A 22,178-nucleotide genomic window follows, 5' to 3' on the forward strand; every position below is an offset into this window, starting at 1 on the left:
CGATAGCCGTCAGTGGAAATGACTGAGCGACGGCCACATTTCGGCCCAGCTACCGCGCGGCTGCTGACACAGATAGATCGTGCGGTCGGTTTCCCAGGTGTGTCTGCCGTCGTCTGCGATAACAGTCGCCAAGGGTGTGACCTGCGACCAGTAGTCCAGCAGGTAACTGCGCGGGAAGTCGCCGACGCAGACCACGGTGTCCGGGCGGCCTTTCGGCGGACCCCACAGGGCGTAGTTGTTATGTGCGCTGTAAACCGGGTGCCGAAGGTCGGCGGCGGGCCCGAGGATGGTCAATGCACCGGCTTCGGTGTAGTAACCGGTGAAGATCGGAACGCGGGCGGGCAGGGAGGACGTTGCGGCAACCACCTGTTTGGCGAACTGCGGCCAGCCGTAAGTCGAGGCAAGCCATGGGTTGATCTGGCGCAATGCCTGGGCTGTCGAGACCGGAAGCACCGGCAGGCACAGCAGCACCGCGCCCACGAAAGACACCGCGAGCGTGGCCGCCCATCGCAGTGGCGGCCAGGCGCTTTCGCCCGGCTGGTCGGGACGCGAGCGGGCCATACGTGCGGATTCGACATACACCGCCCCGGCCGCGAACAGCACCGCGAATACCGGGGCGGCGTAGTAGGGCCTGCCGCTGGTGCAGGTGAAGACGACCACGGCCACGGCGACCACCGCCAATGCCCACCGATGCTCACGCCGGGCCGGTGAAGCCAGCCACCGGATCCCCGATACCCACAGCACCACCAGCAGCGGGCCGGCCAGTCCGATGGTCAGCAGCGGCAGTTGTACCAGCGAATCCAGAGTGTCGCGCGAATGTTGCGAGATCATCCGTGCGAACTGCAGATTCGGCCACCCATGCGCGGCCATCCACCAAAGATTCGGAGCGGCCAGCAGCAACGTAACGCCGGCGGCAAGCCAGGGGCCCGGCGTACGCAGCGCCGCACGCCGAAACATCACCAGGCCCACGGCGATTCCGGCAATCAGTACTACGGCGGTGTGCTTGTTCTCCAGCCCGATGCCGGCGACCGCGCCGGCAAGCAGCCACGGGGCTGCGGTGCCCAGGCGCAGTGCTCGCGCGACCAGTGCGAGCGCGGCCAGCCAGAGCAGTTGATCGGTGACCGTCGGGCCGAAATACATGGACAGGCCGACGAATGCCGGACAGGCTGCCACCGCAGCGGCGGCGATGACCTGTGCCAGACGCCGGCCGCCGAATTCCGCCGTCAGCAGTGCCGCCGACACGATGCAACCGACGTGTGCGGCGATGGCGAACAACCGCAGCGTCAGCAGACCACCGCCCGGGACCGCTTCGGCGATGTGCGCCAGCAGGGGCACCAGCGGGGGTTGGTCGACATATCCCCACGCCAGGTGGCGACCGCAGATGACGAAATAGAACTCGTCGGGGAACCAGCCATATCTGGTCGCTACCGCTAGGTGCACTGCGGCGGCCGTGGCCGCGACGATCGCCACCGGCAGCCGGGCCATCTTCGGCACCGGCTGCTGCGTCACCGCCAGGGAACCCGCACTCGTTGAATCGCTCACTGACCTGCCGCCGTCGACTGATACAGCGCACATCAGAGGATGCCCGCGGATGGAAGAAATTCTCTGACGCCAGATCCTAAGCCGGATACCGGGGCCGATAGGCCGTGGCCGGGCGGTGCGCTTCGTCGAGCAAACCGAAACTCCCATCCCGCGGCTGCGCCGACCGCTATAACTGAACGCGGCACACGCAGGGAGTGAGGACAGTATGGGGTTCATCAAACCGTCGGTTCCCGACGTCGACCCCGAAACATGGCGCGCCACCGGTTGGGCGACCCGGATCCAGGTCTGCAGCAGGCACTGGGCCGAACAGGGCTTCGGCACCCCGTCGGGGGTCTACCTGATCTACCTGCTCAAGATCGCGGCCTACGCCGTGGGCGCCGCGGCGGTCATCGCCCTGACGCCGGGCCTGGGCGGGCTCGGCCGCATCGCCGATTGGTGGACGCAGCCGATCGTCTATCAGAAGCTTGTCGTCTTCAGCCTGCTGTTCGAGATTCTGGGCCTGGGCTGCGGCTCCGGTCCGCTGACCGCGCGGTTCTGGCCGCCGATCGGCGGCATCTTGTACTGGTTGCGGCCCAACACAATCCGGTTGCCGCCGTGGCCCGGCAAGGTCCCGTTCACCCGCGGCGACACTCGCACCGTGATCGATGTCGTGCTGTATGCCGCGGTGCTGTGCTCCGGTATCTGGGCGTTGCTGTCAGGCGGGCAGGGCGATCCCGGCCCGGTGGGTCTGCTTGACCCGATGCTGGTGGTGCCGATGATCGTCGCCCTGGTTCTGCTGGGCCTGCGGGACAAGACGATTTTCCTGGCCGCCCGCGCCGAGCACTACGGTCTGACGCTGGTCGTCTTCTTCTTTCCCTATGTCGACCAGATGGCCGCGTTCAAGCTCATCATCCTCGGGCTGTGGTGGGGTGCGGCCACATCCAAGCTCAACCATCATTTTCCCTACGTGGTCGCGGTGATGACGAGCAACAACGCCCTGCTGCGCTCGAAGATCTTCACCGGCCTCAAGCACCTGATGTACCGCGATCACATCAACGACCTGCGGCCCACCCGGATACCGCAGCTGATGGCACACGTCGGTGGCACCACGGCCGAATTCGTCGTGCCGGCGCTACTGGTGCTCGTCGCCGGAGATCACCCGTGGCGGTGGTTCCTGATCGCCTTCATGGTGATCTTCCACCTCAACATCCTGTCCAACCTCCCGATGGGAGTCCCGTTGGAATGGAACGTGTTCTTTCTCTTCTCCCTGTTCTTCCTGTTCGGACAGCACCCCGAAGTCAGCGTCTACGACCTGCGGTCGCCGCTGTTGGCGGCCATCCTGTTCGCCGGCCTGATCGCGATTCCGGTCGCCGGAAACATGTTTCCGCAGCAGATTTCGTTCCTTCCGGCCATGCGCTATTACGCCGGAAACTGGGCGGCGAGTTTCTGGTGCTTCCGCGCCGGTACCGAGGACATCGTGGAGGCCAATGTGGTCAAGAGCTCGGCACTGGTCATCAACCAGTTGGCGAAGTTCTACGACCAGGCCACCGCCGATCTGGTCGCCGACAAAGTCCCGGGGGCATTCCGTGCCATGCACCTGCAGGGCCGGGCGCTGAACGGCCTACTGCCCCGAGCGGTGGACGACGTGGCCGACTACAACATCCGCGACGGCGAGATCATCGCCGGTCCGCTGATCGGGTGGAACTTCGGTGAAGGCCACCTGCACAACGAGCAGCTGCTCGCGGCCGTGCAGCGTCGCTGCGACTTCGCCGAGGGGGACCTGCGGGTGATCGTGCTCGAAGGCCAACCCATCCATCGGAAAGAACAGGCCTATCGGATTGTCGACGCCAAATCCGGGCTGATCGAAGCCGGTTATGTGGCCGTGGCCGACATGCTCAGTCGCCAGCCGTGGCCCGAACCCGGCGACGAGCTCCCGGTCCGGATCACGTCACAGGGGGCGCCGCGGCGGCGAGCCACCGGGGTTATTGAGTCGCGAGAAAATTAGTGGGCCCAGGCTCGCGACCGCAGCTGCCACGCCACCGAGGTAGGCCTTCGTCATCGCGCCGATCGAAACAGGTGGGCACTCCGGAAGCGATGTCAGCCAAGTGACCGCAGCGTCGCGCTGCCGGTCCGGGTATACCCGGACCGGACAGGGCATGTACTCGCCGATGCGCCGGGCAGGCGTCGCGATCCAGCCGATGTCGCTGACCACCGCGCAACTGTCCAGCAGCTGCGCATAGGTCAAGCCCAGCCGGGTGTCGGCCCACAGCGCTCCCGGCGTGATGCGCGCGAAGCCCGGACCGAATTGGTAGAGCAGCCGCATTCGGCGTCCCGAAGTACGCGCCTGCTCAACCAGCGGCGCAAACACTCGTCGGTAATCGTCGGCCGTGACGGTCCCGACGGCTTCCAGAACGTCGATGGAGCCGGCGCGGACGGTGAGTTGTCTGAGCACAACAATCACCTCCCGCGCCACGCTACCTCCGGCAACTGGTCAGGGCCCGTGCGGTCGCGAAACGGTGCCCACTAGGCTGGCTGTCGGCGTACATCAAACATTGAGTGACACGAGGAGAGACCAGTGACGGTCCGGGTAGGCGTGAACGGCTTCGGCCGCATCGGGCGCAACTTCTTCAGGGCATTGGACGCACAGAAAGCCCTGGGCAACAACACCGACATCGAGATCGTCGCGGTCAACGACCTGACCGACAACGCCAGCCTGGCGCACCTGCTGAAGTTCGACTCGATCCTGGGTCGGCTGCCCCACGACGTCAGCCTCGAAGGCGACGACACGATCGTCGTCGGCAATACCAAGATCAAGGCCCTCGAGGTCAAGGAAGGCCCGGCGGCCCTGCCCTGGGGTGACCTGGGCGTCGACGTCGTCGTCGAGTCCACCGGCATCTTCACCAACGCCGCCAAGGCCAAGGGCCACCTGGACGCGGGCGCCAAGAAGGTCATCATCTCGGCGCCGGCCACCGATGAGGACATCACCATCGTGCTGGGCGTCAACGACGACAAGTACGACGGCAGCCAGAACATCATCTCCAACGCCTCGTGCACCACGAACTGCCTCGGCCCGCTGGCCAAGGTGCTCAACGACGAGTTCGGCATCGTCAAGGGCCTGATGACCACCATCCACGCCTACACCCAGGACCAGAACCTGCAGGACGGCCCGCACAGCGACCTGCGTCGCGCCCGCGCCGCCGCGGTCAACATCGTGCCCACCGGCACCGGCGCCGCCAAGGCGATCGGCCTGGTGCTTCCCGAGCTGAAGGGCAAGCTGGACGGTTACGCGCTGCGGGTGCCGATCCCCACCGGCTCGGTCACCGACCTGACCGCAGAGCTGGCCAAGTCGGCGTCGGTCGCTGACATCAACGCCGCCATGAAGGCCGCCGCCGAGGGGCCGATGAAGGGCATCCTGAAGTACTACGACGCCCCGATCGTGTCGAGCGACATCGTCACCGACCCGCACTCGTCGCTGTACGACTCCGGGCTCACCAAGGTCATCGACAACCAGGCCAAGGTGGTCTCCTGGTACGACAACGAGTGGGGTTACTCCAACCGTCTGGTCGACCTGATCGCCCTCGTCGGCAAGTCGCTGTAACGCGATCGTGGCTGTGTCTTCGGTCAAGGCTGTTTCAGAACTGATCGCCGAGGGTGTTTCGGGTCGGGGCGTGCTGGTGCGCTCCGACCTGAACGTCCCGCTCGACGATGGAAAGATCACCGACCTGGGCCGGATCACCGCATCGGTGCCCACCCTGCGTGCACTGGTCGACGCCGGCGCCAAGGTCGTGGTGACCGCCCACCTGGGCCGCCCCAAGGACGGCCCGGACCCCAAGCTGTCGCTGGCGCCGGTCGCTGCCGCGCTCGGCGAGCAGTTGGGCCGGCACGTCCAGCTGGCCGGAGACGTGGTCGGCACCGACGCCCTGGCCCGCGCCGAGGGCCTGACCGACGGCGACGTGCTGCTGCTGGAGAACATCCGCTTCGATCCGCGGGAGACCAGCAAGGACGACAACGAGCGCCTGACTCTGGCCCGGGCGCTGGCCGAGCTGGTCGCCGCGCCGGACGGTTCGCCGGGGGCGTTCGTCTCCGACGGATTCGGTGTGGTGCACCGCAAGCAGGCCTCCGTCTACGACGTCGCCACGTTGCTTCCGTCGTACGCCGGGACCCTGGTCGCGGCCGAGATCCAGGTACTGCAGCAACTGACCGAGTCCACCGAGCGGCCCTACGCCGTAGTGCTGGGCGGGTCGAAGGTCTCCGACAAGCTGGGCGTGATCAAGTCGCTGGCGACCAAGGCCGATTCCATCGTGATCGGCGGCGGCATGTGCTTCACCTTCCTGGCCGCCCAAGGCCTTCAGGTCGGGACCTCGCTGCTGGAGGCCGACATGGTGGACACCTGCCGGCAACTGCTGGATGACTACGCCGACGTGCTGCGGCTGCCGGTGGACATCGTCGTCGCCGACAAGTTCGATGCCGCCGCCACCGGCGAGACCGTCGCTGCGGACGCCATTCCGGACGGCAAGATGGGCCTGGACATCGGCCCGGGTTCGGTGGAGCGGTTCGCCGCACTGCTGTCCAACGCCAAGACCATCTTCTGGAACGGGCCGATGGGCGTGTTCGAGTTCCCGGCGTTTGCGGCCGGCACCAGGGGAGTGGCCGAGGCGATCGCGGCGGCCACGGCCAAGCGCGCGTTCAGCGTTGTCGGTGGGGGCGACTCTGCCGCGGCGGTACGGGCTCTGGGTCTGCCGGAGGACGGTTTCTCGCACATCTCCACCGGCGGCGGGGCGTCCTTGGAATACCTTGAGGGCAAAGCACTGCCGGGCCTGCAGGTCTTGGAAACCGGAGGAGCGTCATGAGTCGTAAGCCGCTGATCGCCGGCAACTGGAAGATGAACCTCAACCACTTTGAGGCCATCGCCCTGGTGCAGAAGGTGGCATTCGCGCTGCCGGACAAGTACTTCGACAAGGTCGATGTCACGGTGCTGCCACCGTTCACCGACCTGCGCAGCGTGCAGACCCTGGTCGATGGGGACAAGCTTCGGCTGACCTTCGGCGCCCAGGACGTCTCGCAGCACGACGCGGGCGCCTACACCGGCGAGGTCAGCGGGGCGTTCCTGGCCAAGCTGGGCTGCACCTTCGTCGTCGTCGGGCACTCCGAACGGCGCAGCTACCACGGTGAGGACGACGCGCTGGTCGCCGCAAAGGCCGCCGCCGCACTCAAGCACGGCCTGACCCCGATCATCTGCATCGGCGAGCACCTGGAGATCCGGGAGGCCGGCAGCCACGTCGAGCATTGCCTGGAGCAGTTGCGCGGCTCCCTGGCCGGGCTGAGCGCCGAGCAGATCGGTGCGAGCGTCATCGCCTATGAACCGGTCTGGGCCATCGGCACCGGCCGGGTGGCCGGTGCGGCCGACGCGCAGGAGGTGTGTGCGGCCGTGCGTGCCGAGCTGGGCAAGCTCGCCTCGCCCAAGATCGCCGACACTGTCCGGGTGCTCTACGGCGGTTCGGTCAACGCCAAGAACGTCGGCGAATTGATCGGTCAGCCCGACGTGGACGGCGGCCTGGTCGGCGGGGCCTCGCTCGATGGTGAGCAGTTCGCGATGCTGGCGGCACTGGCCGCCGGTGGGCCGTTGCCGTGATGCGCCAGGGCGAACGGTAGGGTAGCGGCATGATCTTGACGCTGCAGATTCTCTTGGTGATCACCAGCCTGCTGGTGATTCTGCTGGTGCTGCTGCACCGCGCCAAGGGCGGCGGCCTGTCGACCCTGTTCGGTGGCGGTGTGCAGTCCAGCCTCTCCGGCTCGACCGTGGTCGAGAAGAACCTGGACCGGCTGACCTATTTCGTCATCGCCATCTGGCTGATCTCGATCATCGCCGTCGGCCTGCTCATCAAATACCAGTAAGCCGGGCGAGCCGGCCCGCGAGGTTGTCTCCGAGATTGCATTGATGCAGGTTTTTCCTCGGATTTTCCTGCGTCAGTGCAATCTCGCGGCTCGACCAGCTCAACTCCGGCTCAACCAGCCCAACTTCGGCTCAGCGCACCACCCGGTTACGCATCGCGTTGAACATGCCGCGCACCGCATTCTCGGTCGCCGCCAGCGGTGACATGGCCGTCTCGCCGACTTCGACCAGGTAGTCGATCCGGTTGACGATGGCCTCCACCGGCTCGATCAGCGTGACCAGGCGACGGGCCAGATCATCCAGGCCCGCCATGGTCTCCTCAAGATGGTCCAGACCGCCGCCGAGGCGTTCGATCGTGGAGTTGAGATTCGCCAATGAGCTGTTGAGTTCATTCATGGTGTTACCCAGCCCGCCGAGCACATCCTCGAGCTGCCCGACCGTCACGTCGGCGTTCAGCGCCGCCTGAGCCAAGGTCTTGAGCCGTTTGCGTTCCGTGCCGGTGCCCGAGTTTCTGTCTGCCATAGCGCTCATTATGACGTGCGCACTAGCCGGGAAGCTGCGATGCGGCCGCTTCGTCGAGTAGCCACACCGTCTGTTCGCGCCCGGTAGCACCGGCAGCGGGCACTGCGACCGGGTCGGCGCCACCGACCGCTGCGGCGACCGCCTCGGCCTTGGACTCCCCGGCCACCACCAGCCACACCTCGCGGGAACGCCGGATGGCGGGCAGTGTCAGGGTGATTCGGCGCGGGGGAGGCTTGGGCGAATCGGGCACCCCGACCACCAGTCGGGTGCTCTCCTGGACCGCCGCGGTGTCGGGAAACAGCGAGTTGATGTGGCCCTCGGCGCCCATGCCCAGCAGGTGCACGTCGAAATCGGGCGCGGGCTGGCCCGGTTCGGCATTGGCCGCCAGTACTTCCTGGTAGCCCTGCGCGGCGGCGTCGAGGTCGTCGCCGTATTCACCGTCGCTGGCCGGCATGGCGTGCAGATTGGCGGCCGGGATCTCGATGCGGCCCAACAGCGCTTCGCGCGCCTGCTTGTCGTTGCGGTCGGCGTCGGCGGCCGGAACGAAGCGGTCGTCACCGAAGAACAGATGCACCTTTGTCCAGTCGATCCGCGCGGCATGCTCGCCGAGGCGATGCAGCAGCGCGATGCCGTTGCCACCGCCGGTCAGCACGACCAAGGCTCGCCCCCGGGCGGCGATGGCCGACTCGACGGCATCGGCCAGCCGGTCACCGGCGGCGGCGACCAGCGCGTCGGCGTCGGGGTAGGTCGCAACGATCACAGATACTCCACTTCTTCCAGGCCCGTCAGCGCGGCGCCGTATATGACGTCGGGATCCAGTCGGCGCAGATCTTCCGCCAGGCACTCCGCGGTCACCCGGCGAGGCAGCGGCACCAGGCCCGCGGGCTTCCCGGTGCGGCTCAAGGTGGCGGTGACCCCTTCCTGCGGCCGGCTCAGCGCCACGGTCTCACTGTCGCGGGTCAATTCGATCTTCAGCTCGCCGACCGCGCGCCGCACCGGACCGTCGATGCGACTGGCCAGCCAGCCGGCCAGGATGTCCAGGGCCGGCTCGGTGGCCAGCCCGGAGACCACCGCCGAGCGAATCGGCTCGTACGGCGGCTGATCCAGCGCGGAGGCGAGCAGGGCCCGCCAGTAGGTGATGCGACTCCATGACAGGTCGGTGTCGCCGGCGGTGTAGCCGTCGCGGCGGCTGTTGATCGCTGCCCGGGGATCGGGGGCGTTGGTGGCGTCGGTGATTCGCCGCAACGCCAGCGCCCCGAGCGGGTCGGTGGCCGGTGCCGCCGGTGCGACGTCGGGCCACCACGCGACCACCGGGATGTCGGGCAGCAGGAAAGGCACGACGACGGCGTCGGCGTGTCCGGCCAGCGGGCCGTAGAGCCGCAGCACCACCACCTCACTGGCGCCGGCGTCGCCGAACATCCGCACTTCGGCATCCAGGCGGGACTCACCGGCATCGGGGTCTCCGCTGACCACCGCGATCACCCGGCTCGGGTGTTCCTGGCTGGCGATGTTGGCCGCCTCGATGGATTCATCGAGCAGTGCATCGGTTTCCAATGCGATGATCAGCGTCAGCACCCGGCCCGTTGTCGCCGCACCGACCTGCTCGCGGATCGCGTTGAGCTTCTTGTTGATCGCGGTGGTGGTGGTGTTCGGCAGCTCGATGATCATGGGCGCCGCCATTCCCGGCCGGAACGCGTGAGCATCTCGAACGCCGACTGCGGCCCCCAGCTTCCGGCCACATACGGCTCGGGCTTGCCGTGCTCGGCCCAGTTCTCGAGCACCGGATCGAGGATCTCCCAAGATAATTCGACTTCGGCGTTGACCGGGAACAGCGAGGGCTCACCCAACAGCACATCGAGGATCAGCCGTTCGTAGGCCTCGGGGGAATCCTCGGAGAACGCCGATCCGTAGGAGAAGTCCATGTTGACGTCGCGGACCTCCATCAGGTGCCCGGGCACCTTGGAGCCGAACCGCAGCGTGATCCCCTCGTCGGGCTGCACCCGGATCACCAAGGCGTTCTTGCCCAGTTCGTCGGTCATGGTGTCGTCGAAGGGCAGGTGCGGTGCGCGCTTGAATACCAGCGCGATCTCGGTCACCCGCCGCCCCAGGCGCTTGCCGGTGCGCAGGTAGAACGGCACGCCGGCCCAGCGCCTCGTGTCGACTTCCAGGGTGATCGCCGCGAAGGTCTCGGTCCGCGAATCGTGGGCGAACCCCTCCTCGTCGAGCAGTCCCACGACATGCTCGCCGCCCTGCCACCCGGCCGCGTACTGGCCGCGGGAGGTGGTCTCATCCAGCGGCTGCGCCAGCCGGGTCGCCGAGAGCACCTTGATCTTCTCGGCCTGCAGTTCGGCGGGGGAGAAGTTCACCGGCTCCTCCATCGCGGTGAGCGCCAGCAACTGCAGCAGGTGGTTCTGGATCACGTCCCGCGCCGCGCCGATGCCGTCGTAGTAGCCGGCGCGCCCGCCCAAGCCGATGTCTTCGGCCATGGTGATCTGCACATGGTCGACGTAGTGGGCGTTCCAGATCGGGTCGAACAGCTGGTTGGCGAAGCGCAGCGCCAGGATGTTCTGGACGGTCTCCTTGCCCAGGTAGTGGTCGATCCGGAACACCGACTCCTCGGGAAACACGCTGTTGACCACGCCGTTGAGTTCGACCGCACTGGTCAGGTCATGACCGAAGGGCTTCTCGATCACCACCCGGCTCCACCGGCCATCGCGCGGCCGGGCCAGTCCGGTGGAGTGCAGCTTCTCGCAGACCACCGGGAACGCACCGGGCGGGATCGACAGGTAGAAGGCGTGGTTGCCGCCGGTGCCGCGCTCGGCGTCGAGCTCCTCGAGGGTCTTTGCCAACCGGGCGAAAGCCTCGTCGTCATCGAATGTGCCGGTGACGAAACGGAATCCGGACGCCAGCCGGTCCCACACCACCTGACGGAACGGGGTCCGGGCATGCTCTTTGACGGCCTGGTAGACCACGTCGGCGAAGTCCTCGTCGGCCCAGTCCCGGCGGGCGAACCCGACCAGCGCAAAGGTCGCCGGCAGCAACCCGCGGTTGGCCAGGTCGTAGATGGCCGGCATCAGCTTGCGCCGGGCCAGGTCGCCGGTGACCCCGAAAATCACCACGCCGCAGGGGCCGGCGATGCGGGGCAGGCGTTTGTCTCGCTTGTCTCGCAGCGGGTTCTGCCACCCCGGGGGGGTGTTTCGCGCTGCCCCGGCGCCGGCCATCAGATCACTTGGCCTCTTCGAGCCGCGTTGCCGTAGCGTCCAGCAGTTCGCCCCAGGACGCTTCGAACTTCTCGACGCCCTCGTTCTCCAGCACCACGAACACGTCGGTCAGGTCGATGCCCACCGCGGCGAGTTGGTCGAACACCTGCTGGGACGCCGACGCGGTTCCGGCGATGGTGTTGCCGGTGATGTCCCCATGGTCGGCGACTGCGTCCAGCGTCGGTTCGGGCATGGTGTTGACGGTATGCGCCGCAACCAATTCGGTGACGTACAGGGTGTCCGGATAGTCCGGGTTCTTGACCCCGGTCGACGCCCACAACGGGCGCTGCACCCGGGCGCCGTCGGCCGCCAGGGCGGCGAAGCGCTGACCGCCGAAGACCTCTTCGTAGGCGGCGTAGGCCAGCCGGGCGTTGGCGAGACCGGCCTTGCCGCGCAGCGCCAGGGCCTCGGCCGAGCCGATCTGCTCCAGCCGGGCGTCGATCTCGGTGTCCACCCGGGACACGAAGAACGACGCCACCGAGTGGATCTTGGCGAGGTCATGCCCGGCGGCCTTCCCGGCCTCCAGGCCGGCCAGGTAGGCGTCCATCACCTCGCGGTGCCGCTCTACAGAGAAGATCAGCGTGACGTTGACCGAAATCCCTTCGGCCAGTACCGCCGTGATGGCCGGCAGGCCCGCTTTGGTGGCCGGAATCTTGATGAACAGGTTCGGCCGGTCGACGATCTTCCACAGTTCGACGGCCTGGGCCACGGTCTTGTCGGTGTCATGGGCCAGACGCGGATCGACCTCGATCGATACCCGTCCGTCCACGCCGTCGGTCGCCTCCCACGCTGCAGCGAGCACGTCGCAGGCGTTGCGGACGTCGTCGGTGGTGACGGTGCGGATCACCGCGTCCACGTCGGCGCCGCGAGCGGCCAGCTCGGCGAGCTGCTGGTCGTAGGCATGGCCCTTCTCCAGCGCCTTCTGGAAGATGGTCGGGTTGGTGGTAACCCCGACCACGCTGCGGGTGGCGACGAGTTCGGCCAGGTTGCCCGAGGTCAGCCGGTCACGGGACAGATCATCGAGCCACACCGACACGCCAGCGGCGCTGAGAGCGGCAAGCTTCGGGTTCTGAGTCATGTTGCGCTCCTTCTCAATCGGATTCGATTGACGTCAGTTTTCCAGGGTCCGCGTCGCGGCGGCGACGACGGCCTCCGCGGTCAGACCGAACTCACGGAACAGCGTTTGGTAGTCGGCGGATTCGCCGTAGTGCTCGATCGACACGATCTCGCCGGTGTCGCCGACGATCTTGTGCCAGCACTGTGCGATACCGGCTTCAACCGCCACCCGAGCGGACACCGACGGCGGCAACACCGCGTCGCGGTAGTCGGCCGGCTGCGATTCGAACCACTCCAGACACGTCATCGACACCACGCGGGCGTTGATGTCCTGGGCCGCCAACAGTTTCTGCGCCTCGACCGCGAGCTGGACCTCCGACCCGGTGGCGATCAGCACCACGTCGGGGTCGTCGGCACCGGCGGCGTCGAGGCCGCCCAGCACGTAGCCCCCGCGTGCGACACCTTCGGCGTCGGTGCCCTCGAGGATCGGCACGTTCTGCCGGGTCAGGATCAGTCCGACCGGCCCGCTGCTCGCCCCGCGGGCCAGCACGGTGCGCCACGCGTAGGCCGTCTCGTTGGCGTCCGCCGGACGCACCACCGACAGTCGGGGGATGGCCCGCAATGCCGCCAGGTGCTCGATCGGCTGGTGCGTCGGACCGTCTTCGCCGAGACCGATCGAGTCGTGCGTCCACACGTAGATCGGGTCGATGTCCATCAGCGCCGCCAACCGCACTGCGGGCCGCATGTAGTCGGAGAACTGCAGGAACGTGCCGCCGTAGGCGCGGGTGGGTCCGTGTAGCACGATCCCGGACAGGATCGAGCCCATGGCGTGCTCACGGATGCCGAAGTGCAGGGTGCGGCCGTACGGGTCGGCGGTGTACTCGCCGGTGGAGATCGACGCCGGTCCGAACGACTTCACGCCATCCATGGTGGTGTTGTTGCTGCCCGCCAGATCGGCTGAGCCGCCCCACAATTCGGGAAGCCTGGCGCCCACTGCGTTGAGCACCTTGCCGGAAGCGGCGCGGGTGGCAACGGCCTTGGAGCCGGGCTCCCAGTGCGGCAGCTCGGCGTCCCAGCCGTCGGGCAGTTCACCGGCGAGCAGGCGGTCCAGCAGCGCCTTGCGCTCCGGCTCGCGGGCGGCCCACGATTCGAACTGCGCCTGCCAGTCGGCGTGGGCCTGCTTGCCGCGCGCCACCAGGGCGCGGGTGTGGGTGATCACGTCTTCGCGGACGTCGAACGCCTTGTCCGGGTCGAACCCGAGCGCGGTCTTGGTGGCGGCCACCTCGTCGCCGCCGAGCGCCGAACCGTGGATGGCGCCGGTGTTCATCTTGCCCGGGGACGGGTAGCCGATGATCGTGCGCAGCGAGATGAACGACGGCTTGTCGGTGACGGCTTTCGCCGCCGCGATCGCCTCCTCGATGCCGGTCACGTTCTCGCCGCCCTCGACCTCCTGGACGTGCCAGCCGTAGGACCGGTAGCGGGCCGCGGTGTCCTCGCAGAGTGCGATCGCGGTGTCGTCCTCGATGGAGATCTTGTTGTGGTCGTAGAACACGATGAGGTTGCCCAGCTGCTGAACGCCGGCCAGCGAGGAGGCCTCACTGGTGACGCCCTCCTGGATGTCGCCGTCGGAGGCGATCACGTAGACGAAGTGGTCGAACGGGCTCTCGCCAGGCGCGGTGTCGGGGTCGAACAGCCCGCGCTCGTAGCGTGCGGCCATCGCCATGCCGACCGCCGAGGCCAGGCCCTGACCGAGCGGGCCGGTGGTGATCTCCACACCCTTGGTGTGGCGGAACTCCGGATGGCCCGGGGTCTTGGAACCCCAGGTGCGCAGTGCCTCGATGTCGGCCAGCTCCAGACCGAAACCGCCCAGGTAGAGCTGGATGTACAGGGTCAGGCTGGAGTGTCCGCAGGACAGCACGAACCGGTCGCGACCCAGCCACTCGGTGTCGGACGGGTCGTGGCGCATCACCCGCTGAAACAGCGTGTAGGCCAGTGGCGCCAGGCTCATCGCGGTTCCCGGGTGGCCGTTGCCGACCTTCTGCACCGCGTCAGCTGCCAGCACCCGGGCGGTGTCGACTGCGGTGGAGTCGATCTCGGCCCAGTCTGCGGGGTGGTGCGGTTGGGTAAGAGCGGAGATCTCTGCAGCAGTGGTCACGAACGTCGGGTCCTCATCTTCGAGATAGGTCTTCAAAACAAGCCGGGCTGATTCTCACCCTAATGCGGGCATGTGCAGTGTTGCAGGTCCGGTCGCCGTGTGGATTCGCCGTGAATTGACCCTGCGATTCGGACGACCTGGCCAGGCGGTCTACCATCGTCCGTAGTAGAAGCTGCCGTCGCAGCTGCCATCCTAGGAGTCTTCACGTGAGTATTCGCGAGCGCGCCCAGCCGCGCCGAATACGCGCTGTGCGCAACACGTTGTTGGCGTACCTGTCGCTGACCAAGCCGCGGATCATCGAGTTGTTGCTGGTCACGACCATTCCGGCGATGCTGTTGGCCGACCGCGGCACGGTGAATCCGTTGTTGATCTTCAACACGCTGATCGGCGGGATGCTGGCCGCCGCCAGCGCTAACGCGCTGAACTGCGTGGTCGACGCCGACATCGACAAGGTGATGAAGCGCACCGCGCGCCGTCCGCTGGCTCGCGACGCAGTGCCGACCCGCAACGCCCTGTTGTTCAGCCTGACGCTCGGTGCCGGCTCGTTCATGTGGCTGTGGCGTACCACGAACTTGATTTCGGGCCTGCTGGCCACGGCCACCATCGCGTTTTACGTGCTGGTCTACTCAATGATGCTCAAGCGGCGTACCTCCCAGAACGTGGTCTGGGGCGGGGCGGCCGGCTGCATGCCGGTGGTGATCGGCTGGTCCGCGGTCACCGGCACCATCGGCTGGCCCGCGCTGGTGATGTTCTTGGTGATCTTCTTCTGGACGCCGCCGCATACCTGGGCGCTGGCGATGCGCTACAAGGAGGACTACGCGGCGGCGGGGGTGCCCATGCTGCCGGTGGTCGCCAGCGAGCACGTGGTCACCCACCGGATCGTCGTCTACACCTGGGCGACAGTGCTGGCCACGTTGGCGCTGGTGCCCGCCGCAGGCTGGCTGTATGCGGCGGTGGCCGTGCTGGCCGGCGCCTGGTTCCTGGCTATGGCCCACCAGCTGTACGCGGGCGTACGTCGCGGTGAACCGGTCAAGCCCCTGCGGCTTTTCCTGCAGTCGAACAACTACCTCGCGCTGGTCTTCTGCGCGCTGGCGGTGGACTCGGTCATCGGCCTGCCCACGCTGTTCTAGAACCCCTCGCTCCATTCGAAGCGGGTTTCCCGGCCTGCGCCGAACGCCGCGCTGATCCGCATCCGCATCCGCTCCGGCATCTCGGGCAGCGCGGTGCGCAAATACCAGCGCGCGTCGGTGCTCTCGTCGTCGGCGGGGTAGGGCTCGCCCGCTACCCAGCGCATCACGAAGACGTGGTCGAGGTACTGCGCCTGGTCGCCGTTGACATGCGTGACGGGCGGAGTGGCGTGCACCCAGGCCAGTCGCTCGGGCGCCGCGATGACAGCGGTCTCCTCGGCGACCTCACGCACGGCGGCGTCAGCCGGCTCTTCGCCGGGGTCGACGATCCCGGTCACCGGCGCCCAGATGCCATTGTCGGCGCGTTCGACCAGCAGCACCTCGTCGCCGCGGATAACCACTGCCGTCACTCCGATCAGCCACAGCGGGGAGTGGCCGACGTGCGCCCGGAGATCGACGATGAATTGCGGAATCGGCATGTGATCGATGGTGCCAGCCGCCTCGGTTCACCTCACAGCATTAGCGCAGGTAACGCGAGGGTGACACACCTTGTGCCGTGCTGGCAGCGGGTATTCAATCGACGATAATGACAATCATATTCAACAAGCTGGCGGACGTCCGGTCGTGACAGCCGCGTTGCCGGTGTGGATGGCATCTCCGCCGGAGGTGCACTCGGCGTTGCTGAGCGCCGGAGCGGGGCCGGGTCCGCTGCTGGCCGCCGCTTCCGCGTGGTCGGCGCTGGGAGTCCAGTACGCCGACGCCGCTGACGAACTGCGGGCGCTGCTGGGGTCCGTGCAGGCCGGGGCGTGGCAAGGTCCGAGCGCGCAGGCGTACGTCGCGGCTCATTCGCCCTACTTGGTGTGGTTGACGCAGGCGAGCGCCGACAGTGCGGCGGCCGCAACCCAATACGAGACGGCCGCCGGGGCATACGTCAGCGCGCTGGGCGCCATGCCGACGTTGCCGGAGCTGGCCGCCAATCACGCCACCCACGGCGTACTGGTGGCCACGAATTTCTTTGGGATCAACACCATTCCGATTGCGCTCAATGAGGCCGACTACGTGCGGATGTGGGTGCAGGCCGCGGCGACGATGGCGACGTATCAGGCGGTCAGTGGTGCGGCGGTGGCTTCGGTGCCACACACCGCGGCGGCACCCCCGATCCTCAAGGTCGATGCGCAACCCGCCGATGACGACGAGGGCACCGATCCCACCGTCAATGATTGGCTGGATCAGCTGATCGCCAAGATGCTGCAGACCGCTAGCAACGGGCAGATCAACTGGGACCCCGCTCACGCGATGATGAACGGGATTCCCTATGACGAGTACGTCGATCCCAATCAGCCGATGTTCTGGCTGGTGCGAGCGCTGGAGCTGTTCGAGGACTTTCAGCAGCTCGGCGTGAATTTCCAGCAGAACCCCGCACTGGCGTTCCAGTATCTGGTTCAGCTCGCCGAGTTCGACTGGCCGACGCATCTGGCCGAGATCGGTTCCTGGCTGGCCCAGTCGCCCCAGTTGTTCGCCGCCGCGGTCGGCGTGCTGGTCGCCCCGGTGGGCGCGGTGGGAGGTTTCGCCGGGCTGGCCGGATTGGCCGGCCTTCCGCAGCCGCTCGCGCCGCTGCCGCTGGACGCCGCTCCCAATGCCTTTGCCGGGGTCGGATCGGCCTCAGCGGGAGCGTCCGCGCCGGCGATGCCGACCGCGCCGGCCCCGGCGCCGGCTCCAGCGCCGGCCCCCGCGACGGCGGGTGTCAGCGGCCCCGCGCCGGCGCCGCCGCCCCCGCCGCCAGGTGCCACGCCGTTCTTCCCGCCGTATCTGCTCGGCCCGCCCGGCATCGGTACCGGCTCCGGCATGCCCGCCGGCGCGGGAGCGTCGCGCAAGGCCTCCGAGCCGCGCGGTTCGGAGGCTGCCGCTGCGGCAACCGCGCCCGAGCGCGACCAACAGCGGGCCCGACGTCGCCGGCGCGCCAAGCTGCGCCGGCCCGACGACGCCGTCATGGACCTCAACGTCGAGGTGACACCGGATTGGGCTGATCCGGCCGACCCGGGCGTGACGGCGTCGGCGCGCGGCGTGACCGGATTCGCCGGGACGCTGGCTCGCGACCACGCACGGGCCGGGGGACTGGCGGTGTCGTCCGGCGGCACCTTCGACGACACGCCGCGCATGCCCTTGCTGCCGGGCGGCTGGCAGGACCAAAAAGGGTAGGAGTTCGGGCACCCGAAACTATGGATTCGCTAGAGTGAATTCTCGTGTTCGGGCCTATCTGGATGGCGTCTCCGCCTGAGGTGCATGCGACGCTGCTCAGTTCCGGTCCCGGTCCCGGACCGCTGCTCGCTGCCGCCGGCGCCTGGTCGTCACTGAGCACGGCATACGCCGCAGCGGCGCAGGATCTGACCGCACTGCTGGCATCGGTTGCGGCGGGATTGTGGCGCGGTGTCGCCGGTGAGCAGTATCAGGCGGCGCATCTGCCGTATCTGGCGTGGCTATCTCGGGCCGGTGCCGACAGTGCCCGGATGGCGGCCGAGCATGAACAGACGGCGGCGGCCTATGCGGCCGCGCTGGCGGCGATGCCCACGTTGCCGGAGTTGGCCGCCAACCACGCCACCCACGGGGTATTGGTGGCGACGAATTTCTTTGGGATCAACACCATTCCCATCGCGCTCAATGAGGCCGACTACTTCCGGATGTGGGTGCAGGCTGCCACCACGATGGCGACGTATCAGGGGGTCAGTGAAGCCCTGGTCGCGTCGAGCCCTCAAGCCATGGCGGCGGCTCCGATTCAGAACCCGGCCGAAGACTCATCACAGCCCCCTTCGTGGCAAAATCCGTTGCAAGGACTCCTGGATTTTCTCGAGCCGATTCTGAAGGCCCTGGGCATCCAAGACGGTGTGACCGCGCATGATCCGATGGTCTCCAACGCCTTGACCACGGCCGTCTCGAATTTTCTGCAGAACTTCGGGATCAATTGGAATCCCGCCGCCGGCACTCTCAACGGTCAGGTCTACGACTTCTACGTCAACGCCGCGGACCCAATGTGGTACATGGCCAGATCCCTGGAGCTGTTCGAGGATTTCCTTTACATCAGCCAGGACCCCAGCCAGATCATTCCGGCGCTGCAGTACTTCGCGGCGCTGGCGCTCTTCGACTGGCCGACCCACATAGCCCAGTTGGCGACGACGATCAGTCAGTCGCCGGCGCTGTTCGTCGCCGCGGCGGGTGCCGTGGTCGCTCCCGCCGGCACACTGGGCGGCCTTGCCGGTCTGGCCGGGCTGGGTCTGCCGGCGCCCGGGCCGGCTGCGGCCCCGGCGCCGCCGGCTTTGGTCGCCGACGTGCCGGGCGCCGCGGTCGGTTCACCGGTGATGGCGCCACCGACCGGCCCGCCTGCCGGACCGCCGGCGTCCGCCCCGGCCGGTGCAAGCCCGCCGGCACCGGCACCCGCGCCACCGGCGCCCGTGCCCGCGAGCGCGCCGCTGATGCCCTACCTGATCGGCGGCGGGCCGGGGATCGATTATGGATCGGGTCTCGGCGCACACGTCGGGGCGCCGGCCGCTGCCAGCAGGAAGTCGCCCACTCCGTCCGCCGCTTCAGCGGCGGCGGCAGAGGCCGCTCGCCGGTCCAAGCGCGCGCGCCGGCGCAAGACCAGGCCGGGCCACGACGACGCGGTGATGGATCTGACGGTCGGAGTCTGCCCGGATTGGGGGCCGACACCGGCTTCGGATCACGGAGCCGGTGAGCTGGGACGCGCCGGGGTGGCACGCACCGACTTATCCGCGCCGACCGGGCTGATCCGGTTGACGGGTGCCGAGTTCGCCGACGGTCCGCGGGAGCCGATGTTGCCCGAGACCTGGGGTGCCGGTTAGGCCGAACCGCTGGGCCGACGGCGGCGACCCGCTGCGCCCGGCTCCGCCGCGCTTGCGATCGCCGCTGGGCCGACGGCGGCGACCCGCTGCGCCCGGCTCCGCCGCGCTTGCGATCGCCGCTAGGCGTCCAGCACGATCGAGCCCACGGTGTGGCGGCCCTGCAGATCGCGGTGGGCTTGGGCCGCCTCGGCCAGCGGATAGTGCCGACTCACCGTCACCGTGATCGTGCCGTTGCCGATCGCTTCGAACAGTTCGCCCGCGCGCCAGGTGAATTCCGGTGCGGTACGGGTGAAGTGAGCCAGATTGGGGCGTGTCAGGTAAACCGAGCCCGCGGCATTGAGTCGCTGCGGGTCGACTGGCGGCACCGGACCGCTGGCCGCGCCGAACAGCGCCAGGGTGCCCCGGACAGCGAGACTGGCCAGGCTGGCGTCGAACGTCGACGCACCCACCCCGTCGTACACCGCCACGACCCCGCCGTCGGTCAACTCCCGGACCCGGGCGCCGAAGGCCGCGGCGTCGTCAGACGCCGAGCCGGGATAGTCGAGCACCTCGACGGCGCCGGCTTGCCGCGACAACTCGGCCTTGGACGGATTCGACACCGTGGTGATCACCCGGGCACCGAGCGCGGTGGCCCATTGCGTCAGGATCAGTCCGACCCCGCCGGCGCCGGCGTGCAACAACACGGTGTCGCCGGACTGAACGGGATACACCGACTTGATCAGGTAGTGCGCCGTCAAGCCCTTGAGCAGCGCGGCTGCGGCCACCCCGGCCTCAACGCCGTCGGGAATAGGTGCCGTCAAAGATGCTGGCGCCGTGCAGTATTGGGCGTAGGCGCCGGTCGCGGCCGCCGTCACCACGCGATCGCCCACAGCCAGTGCGGTCACACCCGCGCCCACCTCGGTGACCGTGCCCGCGGCCTCATTGCCGACCACGAACGGCAGTGCGGCGGGGTAGATCCCGGAGCGGAAATAGGTGTCGATGTAGTTGACCCCGACGGCATCAACACGGATCAGCACCTCACCGGACGCGGGGGAGGGCTGCGGTCTGTCGACAAGGTTCAAAACTTCGGGGCCGCCGGTCGCGGCCACTTCCACGGCGTACATGGTGACTATCATCTCCGAATATGAGGTCTGCATGAAGCTGGCCCGGCCCGACATCTTCCACCCGCGCATCGTGCTGGCGGTCGATCCGCGGCGCGGCCACCACCGCGGCGGGAAGGCGACCGACGCCGATGACGACGCCGGCCTGGTCGCGGCGCTGCGTCACCGTGGGCTGCACGCCCGCCAATTGCCCTGGGACGATCCGGAGACACTGGAAGCGGACCTGGTGATTCTGCGCACGGCCGGCGGCGACCCGGCCCGGCACGCCGAATTCACGAAATGGACGACGCGGGTGGCCCATCTGCTGAACCCGCCCGAAGCGGTGGCATGGAACGCCGACGGGCGCTACCTGGCCGACCTACAGTGCGACGGGGTGCCGACGTCGGCGGGACGGCCACCGGCCGAGGTCAGCACGCTGGTGTTCTTCGGCGCCGGCCGATCGCACGCATTCGGTGCTGAAGGTTCCGATCCCGACTTCGAGCTGTGGGACGTCGGACGTGCCGCCCTGCGTTCGGCCGCCGAACGCTTGAGCATCCGGATCGAAGAGCTGCTCTACGCGCGCGCCGACGTAGCCGGAACCGGCGCCGATGCGCGCCTGGTCAGCTTGGATCTGATTGCGCCGCAACTGGGTTTCAGCGAGCTCGACGCCGACGAACGAGACCGGGCGCAGCGCCGCTTCGCCGTCGAGGTCACCGCGGCGCTAGAGCGACTCGGGTTGGGTCCGCTGGCGCAGCGACGCCCATAGTGCCGCGGTCGCGCCGGTGACCAGCACCGCGCCCGCCACGTGCAGGGTGACCAGCACGGCGGGAACGCCGGTGAAGTACTGGACGACCCCGATCAGCCCCTGAGCCAAGGTCAGCACGGTCACCACTGCCAGCCGGCGGATCACCGGCTGGGCCGCCTGTACCGCAGCCAACCCGAAGGCCAGGCCCACCAGCAGTCCAAGGAATCCAATCAGCAGCGACTCGTGCAGATGGGCGAGTGTGGCAACCTCCACCTTGAGGCGGGCCACCGTGCGGGTCGCGCTCTTGTCGCCGGCGTGCGGTCCGGCGGCGGTCACCAGGGTGCCGGTCACCAGTACCGCAGCCAGCGTGACGGCACACAGCGCGGTCAGCCCGCGTAACGGCGTCGGGACCCGGTAGGTCACCACCGCCGACTCGTCGTCGGTCTGGCGGACCTTCGCGTAGAACTGCACCGCCAGCCACACCATCAGCATGGAGACCAGCAGGTGCACGGCCACCGTCCACCACGCCAGCCCGGTGCGTACGGTGATCCCGCCGATCACCGCCTGCAACACCGTGGAGCCGGGCATCAGCCAGGCATAGACCAGGACTTCAGTACGCCGCCGGGCCCGAATCACGGCCAGCACGGCCAGCGCCGCCGTGATCACGACCGCGAAGGTGACCATGCGGTTGCCGAACTCGATGGCCTGATGAATCCGCGGAACTTCCGAGACCGCAACCGGGACGTAGCTGCCCGGGAAGCACTGCGGCCACGTAGGGCAGCCCAGTCCGGACGCGGTGACCCGCACGATCGCGCCGGTGACCGAGATGAATCCCTGGGTGAACACGACCGCGGCAGCCAGCCATCGCTGGGTCCGCAGGCCCGGTTCGGGCAGCAGGTCCACCAAGCGCATCAGGAACCGTCCCACGGGCCTGATCGTAGAGGATCGGTAACTACATTCCGTAGT

Annotated in this window: 20 protein-coding genes; 9 read left to right on the top strand and 11 right to left on the bottom strand. The window is 68.0% G+C overall.

Annotation, left to right across the window (positions count from 1 at the left end; genetic code table 11):
• Positions 1–9 precede the first annotated feature (9 nt).
• Positions 10–1,542, bottom strand: coding sequence for a glycosyltransferase family 39 protein (locus tag ACJH5R_RS05390; protein ID WP_406759325.1), 1,533 nt, complete (start codon positions 1,540–1,542; stop codon positions 10–12).
• 205 nt (positions 1,543–1,747) lie between these two features.
• Here ACJH5R_RS05390 and ACJH5R_RS05395 point away from each other — a divergent pair, with 205 nt between their 5' ends.
• Positions 1,748–3,526 carry a DUF3556 domain-containing protein gene (locus ACJH5R_RS05395; protein WP_406759326.1) on the top strand — a complete coding sequence of 593 codons (1,779 nt, stop codon included), beginning with the start codon at positions 1,748–1,750 and terminating at the stop codon, positions 3,524–3,526.
• Here the strand turns inward: ACJH5R_RS05395 and ACJH5R_RS05400 are convergent.
• Positions 3,470–3,973, bottom strand: a complete 504-nt coding sequence (locus ACJH5R_RS05400; RefSeq protein ID WP_406781443.1) for an STAS/SEC14 domain-containing protein — start codon at positions 3,971–3,973, stop codon at positions 3,470–3,472. The two genes, ACJH5R_RS05395 and ACJH5R_RS05400, sit on opposite strands and share 57 nt — an antisense overlap.
• A 123-nt stretch (positions 3,974–4,096) precedes the next feature.
• Here ACJH5R_RS05400 and gap point away from each other — a divergent pair, with 123 nt between their 5' ends.
• Genes gap through secG form a run of 4 tightly spaced genes read left to right on the top strand, consistent with a single transcriptional unit; the run spans position 4,097 to position 7,416 of the window.
• Positions 4,097–5,119, top strand: coding sequence for a type I glyceraldehyde-3-phosphate dehydrogenase (gene gap, locus ACJH5R_RS05405; protein WP_406781444.1), 1,023 nt, complete (start codon positions 4,097–4,099; stop codon positions 5,117–5,119).
• Positions 5,120–5,132: 13 nt separating this feature from the next.
• Positions 5,133–6,371, top strand: coding sequence for a phosphoglycerate kinase (locus ACJH5R_RS05410; RefSeq protein WP_406781445.1), 1,239 nt, complete (start codon positions 5,133–5,135; stop codon positions 6,369–6,371).
• A complete protein-coding gene (gene tpiA / locus ACJH5R_RS05415; RefSeq protein WP_046283014.1) occupies positions 6,368–7,153 on the top strand; it encodes a triose-phosphate isomerase in 786 nt (261 codons plus the stop codon). Before ACJH5R_RS05410 ends, tpiA begins: the two co-directional genes overlap by 4 nt.
• 29 nt (positions 7,154–7,182) lie before the next feature.
• The gene (gene secG / locus ACJH5R_RS05420; RefSeq protein ID WP_308483296.1) at positions 7,183–7,416 is read left to right on the top strand and encodes a preprotein translocase subunit SecG; all 234 of its coding nucleotides are present in this window, start codon (positions 7,183–7,185) and stop codon (positions 7,414–7,416) included.
• A gap of 130 nt (positions 7,417–7,546) precedes the next feature.
• On the opposite strand, the gene ACJH5R_RS05425 is transcribed toward secG, so the two are convergent.
• The 6 genes from ACJH5R_RS05425 to tkt are packed head-to-tail and all read right to left on the bottom strand — an operon-like array spanning position 7,547 to position 14,407.
• Positions 7,547–7,945, bottom strand: a complete 399-nt coding sequence (locus tag ACJH5R_RS05425) for an ATPase (protein ID WP_406781446.1) — start codon at positions 7,943–7,945, stop codon at positions 7,547–7,549.
• A 13-nt stretch (positions 7,946–7,958) separates the two neighbouring features.
• Positions 7,959–8,696, bottom strand: a complete 738-nt coding sequence (gene pgl / locus ACJH5R_RS05430; protein WP_406781447.1) for a 6-phosphogluconolactonase — start codon at positions 8,694–8,696, stop codon at positions 7,959–7,961.
• Positions 8,693–9,604 carry a glucose-6-phosphate dehydrogenase assembly protein OpcA gene (gene opcA, locus ACJH5R_RS05435; protein ID WP_406781448.1) on the bottom strand — a complete coding sequence of 304 codons (912 nt, stop codon included), beginning with the start codon at positions 9,602–9,604 and terminating at the stop codon, positions 8,693–8,695. Before opcA ends, pgl begins: the two co-directional genes overlap by 4 nt.
• On the bottom strand, positions 9,601–11,157 hold the full coding sequence (zwf, locus tag ACJH5R_RS05440; RefSeq protein WP_406759332.1) for a glucose-6-phosphate dehydrogenase: 1,557 nt from the start codon (positions 11,155–11,157) through the stop codon (positions 9,601–9,603). The genes opcA and zwf overlap by 4 nt, the downstream gene beginning before the upstream one ends.
• Before the next feature lie 4 nt (positions 11,158–11,161).
• Entirely contained in the window at positions 11,162–12,274 is a 1,113-nt protein-coding gene (gene tal / locus ACJH5R_RS05445; protein WP_406781449.1) for a transaldolase, read from the bottom strand.
• Positions 12,275–12,307: 33 nt separating this feature from the next.
• Positions 12,308–14,407 carry a transketolase gene (gene tkt / locus ACJH5R_RS05450; protein WP_406759334.1) on the bottom strand — a complete coding sequence of 700 codons (2,100 nt, stop codon included), beginning with the start codon at positions 14,405–14,407 and terminating at the stop codon, positions 12,308–12,310.
• A gap of 206 nt (positions 14,408–14,613) precedes the next feature.
• Between tkt and ACJH5R_RS05455 the strand changes: the two genes are divergently transcribed.
• The gene (locus ACJH5R_RS05455; RefSeq protein ID WP_406781450.1) at positions 14,614–15,537 is read left to right on the top strand and encodes a heme o synthase; all 924 of its coding nucleotides are present in this window, start codon (positions 14,614–14,616) and stop codon (positions 15,535–15,537) included.
• On the opposite strand, the gene ACJH5R_RS05460 is transcribed toward ACJH5R_RS05455, so the two are convergent.
• Entirely contained in the window at positions 15,534–16,013 is a 480-nt protein-coding gene (locus ACJH5R_RS05460; RefSeq protein WP_406781451.1) for an NUDIX hydrolase, read from the bottom strand. The two genes, ACJH5R_RS05455 and ACJH5R_RS05460, sit on opposite strands and share 4 nt — an antisense overlap.
• 169 nt (positions 16,014–16,182) lie before the next feature.
• Here ACJH5R_RS05460 and ACJH5R_RS05465 point away from each other — a divergent pair, with 169 nt between their 5' ends.
• Both ACJH5R_RS05465 and ACJH5R_RS05470 read left to right on the top strand, forming a co-directional pair.
• On the top strand, positions 16,183–17,733 hold the full coding sequence (locus ACJH5R_RS05465) for a PPE domain-containing protein (protein ID WP_406781614.1): 1,551 nt from the start codon (positions 16,183–16,185) through the stop codon (positions 17,731–17,733).
• Positions 17,734–17,795: 62 nt separating this feature from the next.
• Positions 17,796–19,388 (top strand): PPE family protein, encoded by a 1,593-nt coding sequence (locus ACJH5R_RS05470; RefSeq protein WP_406781452.1) that lies wholly within the window; start codon positions 17,796–17,798, stop codon positions 19,386–19,388.
• 119 nt (positions 19,389–19,507) lie between these two features.
• Here the strand turns inward: ACJH5R_RS05470 and ACJH5R_RS05475 are convergent, their stop codons facing one another.
• Positions 19,508–20,491: a quinone oxidoreductase family protein gene (locus ACJH5R_RS05475; RefSeq protein WP_406781453.1), complete on the bottom strand. Its 984-nt coding sequence runs from the start codon at positions 20,489–20,491 to the stop codon at positions 19,508–19,510.
• A gap of 31 nt (positions 20,492–20,522) precedes the next feature.
• On the opposite strand from ACJH5R_RS05475, the gene ACJH5R_RS05480 reads away from it, so the two are divergent.
• The gene (locus ACJH5R_RS05480; RefSeq protein ID WP_406781615.1) at positions 20,523–21,233 is read left to right on the top strand and encodes a hypothetical protein; all 711 of its coding nucleotides are present in this window, start codon (positions 20,523–20,525) and stop codon (positions 21,231–21,233) included.
• Here ACJH5R_RS05480 and ACJH5R_RS05485 read toward each other — a convergent pair.
• A complete protein-coding gene (locus ACJH5R_RS05485; protein WP_406781616.1) occupies positions 21,189–22,124 on the bottom strand; it encodes a COX15/CtaA family protein in 936 nt (311 codons plus the stop codon). The two genes, ACJH5R_RS05480 and ACJH5R_RS05485, sit on opposite strands and share 45 nt — an antisense overlap.
• Positions 22,125–22,178: the final 54 nt, after the last annotated feature.

Origin of the sequence: Mycobacterium sp. SMC-19, from assembly GCF_045310815.1 — a bacterium.
Lineage (GTDB): Bacteria > Actinomycetota > Actinomycetes > Mycobacteriales > Mycobacteriaceae > Mycobacterium.

Bases quoted from the DNA above. Each gene is read 5' to 3' on its own strand.
- ACJH5R_RS05395 (WP_406759326.1), top strand. From the start codon at position 1,748: ATGGGGTTCATCAAACCGTCGGTTCCCGACGTCGACCCCGAAACATGG.
- tpiA (WP_046283014.1), top strand. From the start codon at position 6,368: ATGAGTCGTAAGCCGCTGATCGCCGGCAACTGGAAGATGAACCTCAAC.
- secG (WP_308483296.1), top strand. From the start codon at position 7,183: ATGATCTTGACGCTGCAGATTCTCTTGGTGATCACCAGCCTGCTGGTG.
- ACJH5R_RS05425 (WP_406781446.1), bottom strand. From the start codon at position 7,945: ATGAGCGCTATGGCAGACAGAAACTCGGGCACCGGCACGGAACGCAAA.
- opcA (WP_406781448.1), bottom strand. From the start codon at position 9,604: ATGATCATCGAGCTGCCGAACACCACCACCACCGCGATCAACAAGAAG.
- zwf (WP_406759332.1), bottom strand. From the start codon at position 11,157: ATGGCCGGCGCCGGGGCAGCGCGAAACACCCCCCCGGGGTGGCAGAAC.
- tal (WP_406781449.1), bottom strand. From the start codon at position 12,274: ATGACTCAGAACCCGAAGCTTGCCGCTCTCAGCGCCGCTGGCGTGTCG.
- ACJH5R_RS05460 (WP_406781451.1), bottom strand. From the start codon at position 16,013: ATGCCGATTCCGCAATTCATCGTCGATCTCCGGGCGCACGTCGGCCAC.
- ACJH5R_RS05465 (WP_406781614.1), top strand. From the start codon at position 16,183: ATGGCATCTCCGCCGGAGGTGCACTCGGCGTTGCTGAGCGCCGGAGCG.
- ACJH5R_RS05470 (WP_406781452.1), top strand. From the start codon at position 17,796: ATGGCGTCTCCGCCTGAGGTGCATGCGACGCTGCTCAGTTCCGGTCCC.
- ACJH5R_RS05475 (WP_406781453.1), bottom strand. From the start codon at position 20,491: ATGTACGCCGTGGAAGTGGCCGCGACCGGCGGCCCCGAAGTTTTGAAC.
- ACJH5R_RS05480 (WP_406781615.1), top strand. From the start codon at position 20,523: ATGAAGCTGGCCCGGCCCGACATCTTCCACCCGCGCATCGTGCTGGCG.
- ACJH5R_RS05485 (WP_406781616.1), bottom strand. From the start codon at position 22,124: ATGCGCTTGGTGGACCTGCTGCCCGAACCGGGCCTGCGGACCCAGCGA.